General features: G+C 66.2%; 4 protein-coding genes. 1 reads left to right on the top strand and 3 read right to left on the bottom strand.

Annotation, left to right across the window (positions count from 1 at the left end):
* A partial coding sequence (locus DKG74_RS20485) for an acetyl-coenzyme A synthetase N-terminal domain-containing protein (RefSeq protein ID WP_279340900.1) occupies positions 1–256 on the bottom strand: 256 nt, incomplete at its 3' end.
* Between the two features lie 114 nt (positions 257–370).
* A complete protein-coding gene (locus DKG74_RS20480) occupies positions 371–2,050 on the bottom strand; it encodes an MFS transporter (RefSeq protein ID WP_109908044.1) in 1,680 nt (559 codons plus the stop codon).
* 293 nt (positions 2,051–2,343) lie between these two features.
* Here DKG74_RS20480 and DKG74_RS20475 point away from each other — a divergent pair, with 293 nt between their 5' ends.
* Entirely contained in the window at positions 2,344–5,769 is a 3,426-nt protein-coding gene (locus DKG74_RS20475) for a hybrid sensor histidine kinase/response regulator (protein ID WP_109908043.1), read from the top strand.
* An 18-nt stretch (positions 5,770–5,787) separates the two neighbouring features.
* Here DKG74_RS20475 and DKG74_RS20470 read toward each other — a convergent pair whose 3' ends face one another.
* Positions 5,788–6,450 carry a response regulator transcription factor gene (locus DKG74_RS20470; RefSeq protein WP_109908042.1) on the bottom strand — a complete coding sequence of 221 codons (663 nt, stop codon included), beginning with the start codon at positions 6,448–6,450 and terminating at the stop codon, positions 5,788–5,790.
* Between the last annotated feature and the right edge of the window lie 219 nt (positions 6,451–6,669).

Raw genomic sequence — 6,669 nt, 5'->3', positions numbered from 1 at the left:
TGAGGGTGCCGTCATGGAACCAGCGGATGTGCACATCGCCGGGCCCGAAGGAGACATCCTTGACGGCGCCGGGGCTGTAGGGGCTGATCCAGTCGAGGCGCTTGCCGGCCTCGGCCCAGAAGCCGGCCGGATCCTCGACCGAGCGGCGATAACCCGCGGCGTAACCCGCCGCATCAACCTTCGCCTGTGCCGCGAAACCCGCGGGAACGGGGTAGACGGGATCGTGATGGCTCTGGGGCAGGGGCGTCGCGGTCATGACGGTAACTCCTGGGCACCCCGGCCTTGGCCCGGGGCGAATGGTTTCCTGGGCGTTTTCTTGATGATGGAAGGGTGGCGGAAGACCGCCACCCCCCGGATTGTCAGACGATCGTCAGTCGTCGATCGCGTTGTTCTTGGTCTCGCGGACGAACAGCATACCGATGACGAAGGTGCCGGCGGCGATGATGATCGGGTACCAGAGGCCGCTGTAGATGTCGCCGGTGGCAGCCACGACGGCGAAGGCGGTCGTGGGCAGGAAGCCGCCAAACCAGCCGTTACCGATGTGATAGGGCAGCGACATCGAGGTGTAGCGGATGCGGGTCGGGAACAGCTCGACCAGCATGGCCGCGATCGGGCCGTAGACCATGGTGACGTAGATGACGAGGACGAACAGCAGCACGAAGACCATCGGCTTGTTCATCAGCGCCGGATCGGCCTTGGCCGGGTAACCCGCCGCGACCGCGGCTTCCTTCACCGCCTTGGTGAAGGCCGTGCTCTGCGCCTTGAATTCGTCGGCGGAGAGGTCGGTGCCGTGGAAGCTGGCGAATTCCTGGGTGCCGATGGTGATCTTGGCGGTCGCGCCCGCCTCGGCCTTCACGTTCTCGTAGGGGATATAGGCGTTGGCCAGGATGCCCTTGGCGATGTCGCAGGAGCTGGTGAACTTCACCTGGCCCTTCAGCTCGCCGGGGACGAACTGGAAGGCGCATTCCGCCGGATCGGCGACGACCTTGACCGGGGAGGTCGCGATGGCCGCCTCGATCGCCGGGTTGGCATAGTGAGTGATCGCCTTGAAGATCGGGAAATAGGTCAGCGCCGCGATCAGGCAGCCCGCCATGATGATCGGCTTGCGGCCGATCTTGTCCGACAGCCAGCCGAAGATGACGAAGAACGGCGTGGCGACGGCAAGGGCGAGGGCGATCAGGATGTTCGCCGTGGCCGGATCGACCTTCAGGGTCTGGGTCAGGAAGAACAGGGCGTAGAACTGACCGGTGTACCAGACCACGGCCTGACCGGCGGTGAGGCCGAACAGGGCGATCAGGACGATCTTCAGGTTCTTCCACTGGCCGAAGCTCTCGGTCAGCGGGGCCTTGGAGGTCTTGCCCTCGGCCTTCATCTTCTGGAACAGCGGCGATTCGTTCAGCATCATGCGGATCCAGACGGAAACGCCGAGCAGCACGATCGAGAAGACGAAGGGAACGCGCCAGCCCCAGTCGGAGAAGGCTTCTTCGCCGAGATAGGTGCGGGTGCCGAGGATGACCAGCAGCGACAGGAACAGGCCGAGGGTGGCCGTCGTCTGGATGAAGCTGGTCAGGAAACCGCGGCGGCCGGGCGAGGCATGTTCGGCGACATAGGTCGCCGCGCCGCCGTATTCGCCGCCGAGCGCGAGGCCCTGCAGCAGACGCAGCGAGATGAGGATGATGGGCGCCGTGATGCCGATCGAGGCATAGGACGGCAGCAGGCCGACGATGAAGGTCGACATGCCCATGATCAGGATGGTGACAAGGAAGGTGTATTTGCGACCGACGAGGTCGCCGATACGGCCGAACACCACGGCGCCGAGGGGCCGGATGGCGAAGCCCGCGGCAAAGGCGAGCAGGGCGAAGATGAAGCCCGAAGCAGAGCCTTCACCCGAAGAGAAGAACTGCTTGCCGATGATCGCCGAAAGCGAGCCATAGAGATAGAAGTCGTACCACTCGAACACGGTGCCGAGGGACGACGCGAAAACCACAAGTCTCTGCTTGCCAGCCGGCACATTTTCGGTGCCGCCAGGCGTCCGGGCGACGCTGACCATATAAACCTCCCTTGACGGTTTTTCCGTCTGTTGTGCCCCCGCTGCGGCCGGAGTCTTCGCCCCAGCCTTGATCGGTCGACACAGTCCTACTGGACAGCGCGTCAAGGTTGATCCCCGACGATGGTCGAAACACGCATGACTTTGGTATTGGATGCGCCGCGCCAATTCGCGTGCTGCAATGCAGTAATCGCGGCCTTGTTGACTTAAGTCACGGGTTCGTCACTTGAAAAATTGGACAATCCCCCCGTTTGGCGCCTAGATGACAACAAGGGCCGAGGGGAGGGGTATCATCCATGCTGCAGGACTGGGCCATCCTGTTGATGTCGCTCCTCTACATCGGCAGCCTGTTCGCCATCGCCTATATCGGCGACTGGCGGCCCCGGCGCGCGGCGACCTCGCAGCATCTGATCTACGCCCTGTCGCTGGCGATCTACTGCACGTCCTGGACCTTCTATGGCAGCGTCGGCCGCGCCGTGTCGGCGGGTTGGGACTTCTTCCTGATCTTCGTCGGTCCCATTCTGGTCATGCTGTTCGGTCATCGCCTGCTGGCCCGCATGGTTCTGATCGCGCGTAACCAGAACATTACCTCGATCGCCGATTTCATCGGCTCGCGTTACGGCAAGAGCCGGGCGGTCTCGGCCATGGTCGCCGGTCTCGCCATCGTTGGCGTGCTGCCCTATATCGCGCTCCAGCTGAAGGCGGTGTCCGACAGTTTCGACGCGGTCGTGGGCGCGCCCGTGTCGCGCCCGGGCGATTTCTATGCCTGGCGCGACACCGCGCTGATCGTCGCCGTCATGATGGCCGTCTTCACCATGCTGTTCGGCATCCGCCGCGCCCAGGCCACCGAGCAGCACCGCGGCATGATGCTGGCGGTCGCTTTCGAGTCGCTGGTGAAGCTGGCGGCCTTCGTCGCGGTCGGCCTTTATGTCACCTACGAGGTTTTCGGCGGCTTCGACGGTCTCGTCGATCATGTCCAGACCGAGCCCAGCCTCGAGCATCTGGCGCGGCCGCAGGTGACGTGGAACTGGGTCACGCTGACGGTTCTGTCCGGTCTCGGCTTCCTGTGCCTGCCGCGGCAATTCCATGTCGCGGTGATCGAGCATGGCCCCGGCAATCATCTGGGTACGGCCCGCTGGCTGTTCCCGCTCTATCTCGTCGTGATCAATCTCTTTGTCGTGCCGATCGCGGTCGCCGGCATGGCGGCCTCGCCCGCGGGTACCAATCCCGACATGTATGTCCTCGCCGTGCCGATGATGCATGGCGACGATCTGCTCTCGACCTTCGTCTTCATCGGCGGCCTGTCGGCGGCGACCAGCATGGTCATCGTCGCCTGCCTTGCCCTGTCGATCATGGCCTCGAACGAGATCGCCATGCCCTTCCTGCTGCGCTGGCGCCGGCTCGACCGCCACGACAGCGGCCGGGTGGTGGTGGTTACCCGGCGGGCGGCGGTCGTCCTCGTGCTGCTGCTCGGCTATCTTTATGAAAAGGCGCTGGCCAGTCAGATATCGCTGGTCTCCATCGGTCTCATTTCCTTCGCCGCCGTGGCGCAATTCGCGCCCTCGCTGATCTTCGGCCTGTTCTGGCGCAATGCCCATCGCAACGGTGCCGTCGCCGGCCTCGCCATCGGCGGCGCGATCTGGCTCTACACCCTGTTCCTGCCCTCCATCCTCGGCGGCGATATCCTGCAGGTGGCGCCGCTCGTGCCCTTCCTCCCGCCGATCATGGCGGGCTTCGATCCGTTGACGCAGGGCGTCATCGTCAGCCTCGGCCTCAACAGCCTTGCCCTGGTCGTGGTGTCCTTCTTCTCGGTGCCGCACAAGCGCGATCGCGATCAGGCGGAAGCCTTCGTCATGCCGCAGGTCGAACTGGATGCCGAGACGGTGCAGCGCGCCGGCGCCGGCATGTCGGTCGAGGAGCTGAAGACCCTGTCGGCCCGCTTCATCGGCACCGAACAGGCGGAAGTCGCCTTCGCCGGCATCGAGCGTACCGGCGTCAATGTCGCCGCCTTCACCGAGCGCCTGCTGTCGGGCGTGATCGGCGCCGCCTCGGCGCGCGTGGTGATCGCCTCGGCCCGCCAGGGCTCGCGCCTGTCGGGGCGGGCGATGCGTGCCGTGCTGGGCGAAGCGTCGGAGGCGATCCGACAGAATTTCGCCCTGCTGCGCACCACCCTCGACCATGTCAGCCAGGGCATCGCCGTGTTCGACCGCGACCGCCGAATGGTGACCTGGAACGAGCGTTTCTTCGACATGCTGTGGCTGCCGCGCGAGCAGGCGCGGGTCGGCACCTCGACCGGGGAACTCGGCGTGACGGGACGTCTGCGGTCACTTGGCGCCGCGCTGACCATGCCGGCGGGCGGCATGGCCACCGTGCGCCAGGTCGAGCGGCCGGACGGCGCCCGCATGGAGTTGCGTTTCGACCCGATGCCGGGTGGCGGCTTCTCGATCATGGTCAGCGATGTCACCGAGCGTTACATCGCCGAAGTCGCGCTGAAACAGGCCAACGAGAATCTGGAACGCCGGGTCGAGGAGCGCACCGCCGACCTGACCCGCGTCATCGCCGAATTGCATCAGGCCCGCACCGCGGCGGAAGAAGCCAATCTGGGCAAGACCCGCTTCCTCGCGGCCGCCAGCCACGATCTGCTGCAGCCGCTGCACGCCGCGCGGCTGTTCGCCACCGCCTTGGCCGACCGCCACCCGGCGGAGCCGCTGGTGGCCAAGGTCGATCAGGGCCTTGGCGCGGTCGAGGGGCTGCTCGACGCCCTGCTCGATATTTCGCGCCTCGATCAGGGGGTGATGGTGCCCGACCTTCAGCCGGTCGCCCTCGGCCCGCTGATGGACGGCATCGTCTCGACCCTCGCGCCGCTGGCGGCGCGGCGCGGCGTCGAACTCGTCGTCATGCCCTCGAGGCTCGCGGTGCGCAGCGATCCCCAGCTCCTGCGCCGGGTGATCCAGAATTACCTGTCGAACGCCATTCGTTACAGCGACCCCGGCCGGCCGCGCTGCCGCGTGCTGATCGGGGCCCGCAAGCGGGGTGACATGGCGGTGGTCGAGGTCTGGGACATCGGCCCCGGCATCGCCCCCGAGGAACAGGAAGCGGTGTTCGGCGAATTCGTCCGCCTCGGCCCCAAGGTCGAGGAGCAGGGGGGCAGGGGGCTTGGCCTTGGCCTTGCCATCGTCGAGCGCATCTGCCGCATCCTCGATCATCCGATCGGGCTTCGCTCGACCGTCGGACGCGGTTCGGTCTTTTCTGTCGCGGCGCCCTTGACCGAGGCCCCGGCGCCGCGTCGCCCCGCGGCCGAGGTCCGGCCGAGCGAGGCGCCGCGTCATCGCCTGTCCGTTCTCGCCGTCGACGACGAGGCGGCGATCCGCGAGGCGATCACGGCCCTGCTGCAAGGCTGGGCCTGCGACGTGGTCGCGGTCGAATCTGTCGAGGCGGCGAAGGAAGTGCTGCGCGCCAGCAACCGCTCGCCCGACGTCATCCTGGTCGATTACCACCTGGGTGGCAGCAGCAACGGCCTCGCCGCGATCACCGCGCTGCGCCAGCAGGCCGGGCGCCTGCTGCCGGCGGCGCTGATCACCGCCGACCGCGAGCCGCGCCTGCGCCAGGAGGCGAAACGCCATCAGGTGGAATTGCTGCCGAAGCCGGTGAAGCCGGCGGCGCTGCGTGCCTATCTCGATCACCTGCGCAAGCAGCTGCAGGACATGGCGGCGGCCAGCTGAGGGCCGCCGCGCCGGGCGTCAGTCGACGGTCTTGAAGTCCAGCAGGCGGGCGGAAATCACCGCCTGGGTGCGGCTGTGCACGCCGAGCTTCTTCAGGATCGCGGTGACATGGGCCTTCACCGTCGCCTCGCCGACGCCGAGCTCGAAGGCGATCTGCTTGTTGAGGAGGCCCTGGGACATCATCGACAGCACCTTGAGCTGCTGCGGCGTCAGTTCGCCAAGGCGCGATGCGATATCCTGCCGGCTGGTGCCCGTGCCCGACGATGGCGCATTGCGCGGGATGGGCAGCCAGACCTGACCGTCGAGAATCTGGCCGATCGCCTCGGCGATGGTCTCGAGCGGGGCCGATTTCGGAATGAAGCCGGCGGCGCCGAATTCGATCGCGCGGCGCATGACCGTTTCGTCGTTGGTCGCCGAAACCATGGCGACCGGCACCAGCGGGTGGGCGGCGCGCATGGCGGCGAGGCCGGTGAAACCGTCCATGCCGGGCATGTTCAGATCGAGAATGACGAGGTCGACGGCACCCAGCCGATCCACCGCGGCCTTGGCCTCGTCGAGGCTGGAGGCGTCGACCACCTGGACGTCGTTCAGGCTCTGCATCAGGGCGTGGCGCATGGCGTCACGAACGAGGGGGTGATCGTCGGCGATGACCACCGTCCAGCCGCTTTCTGTACCGTCCATGGTTGTGATCTCTTGTTTCCTCCCCGGGGGAGCGTAACGACACGACGTCGGGTAAAGCAACGCTCGTGACCATCCAACCCTGTTCTCGGCAGAAAGTATAGGCCTTAGACCTAAGTAGGGGATGGCCAGCGGGGGGGGCTGCCGGTAAACGATGATCAACGGCACACAAGACGCCGAATGTTCAAGTAACGACGATCGGGGGGATGCTCATATCTGGCG

Source organism: Zavarzinia aquatilis, assembly GCF_003173035.1.
Lineage (GTDB): Bacteria > Pseudomonadota > Alphaproteobacteria > Zavarziniales > Zavarziniaceae > Zavarzinia > Zavarzinia aquatilis.
Note: the sequence above shows the minus strand (reverse complement) of the source record. Positions and strands in the feature narration are given on the sequence as shown.

Excerpts from the sequence above, each read along its gene's own strand:
- DKG74_RS20480 (WP_109908044.1), bottom strand. The coding sequence starts at position 2,050 with ATGGTCAGCGTCGCCCGGACGCCTGGCGGCACCGAAAATGTGCCGGCT.
- DKG74_RS20470 (WP_109908042.1), bottom strand. The coding sequence starts at position 6,450 with ATGGACGGTACAGAAAGCGGCTGGACGGTGGTCATCGCCGACGATCAC.
- DKG74_RS20475 (WP_109908043.1), top strand. The coding sequence starts at position 2,344 with ATGCTGCAGGACTGGGCCATCCTGTTGATGTCGCTCCTCTACATCGGC.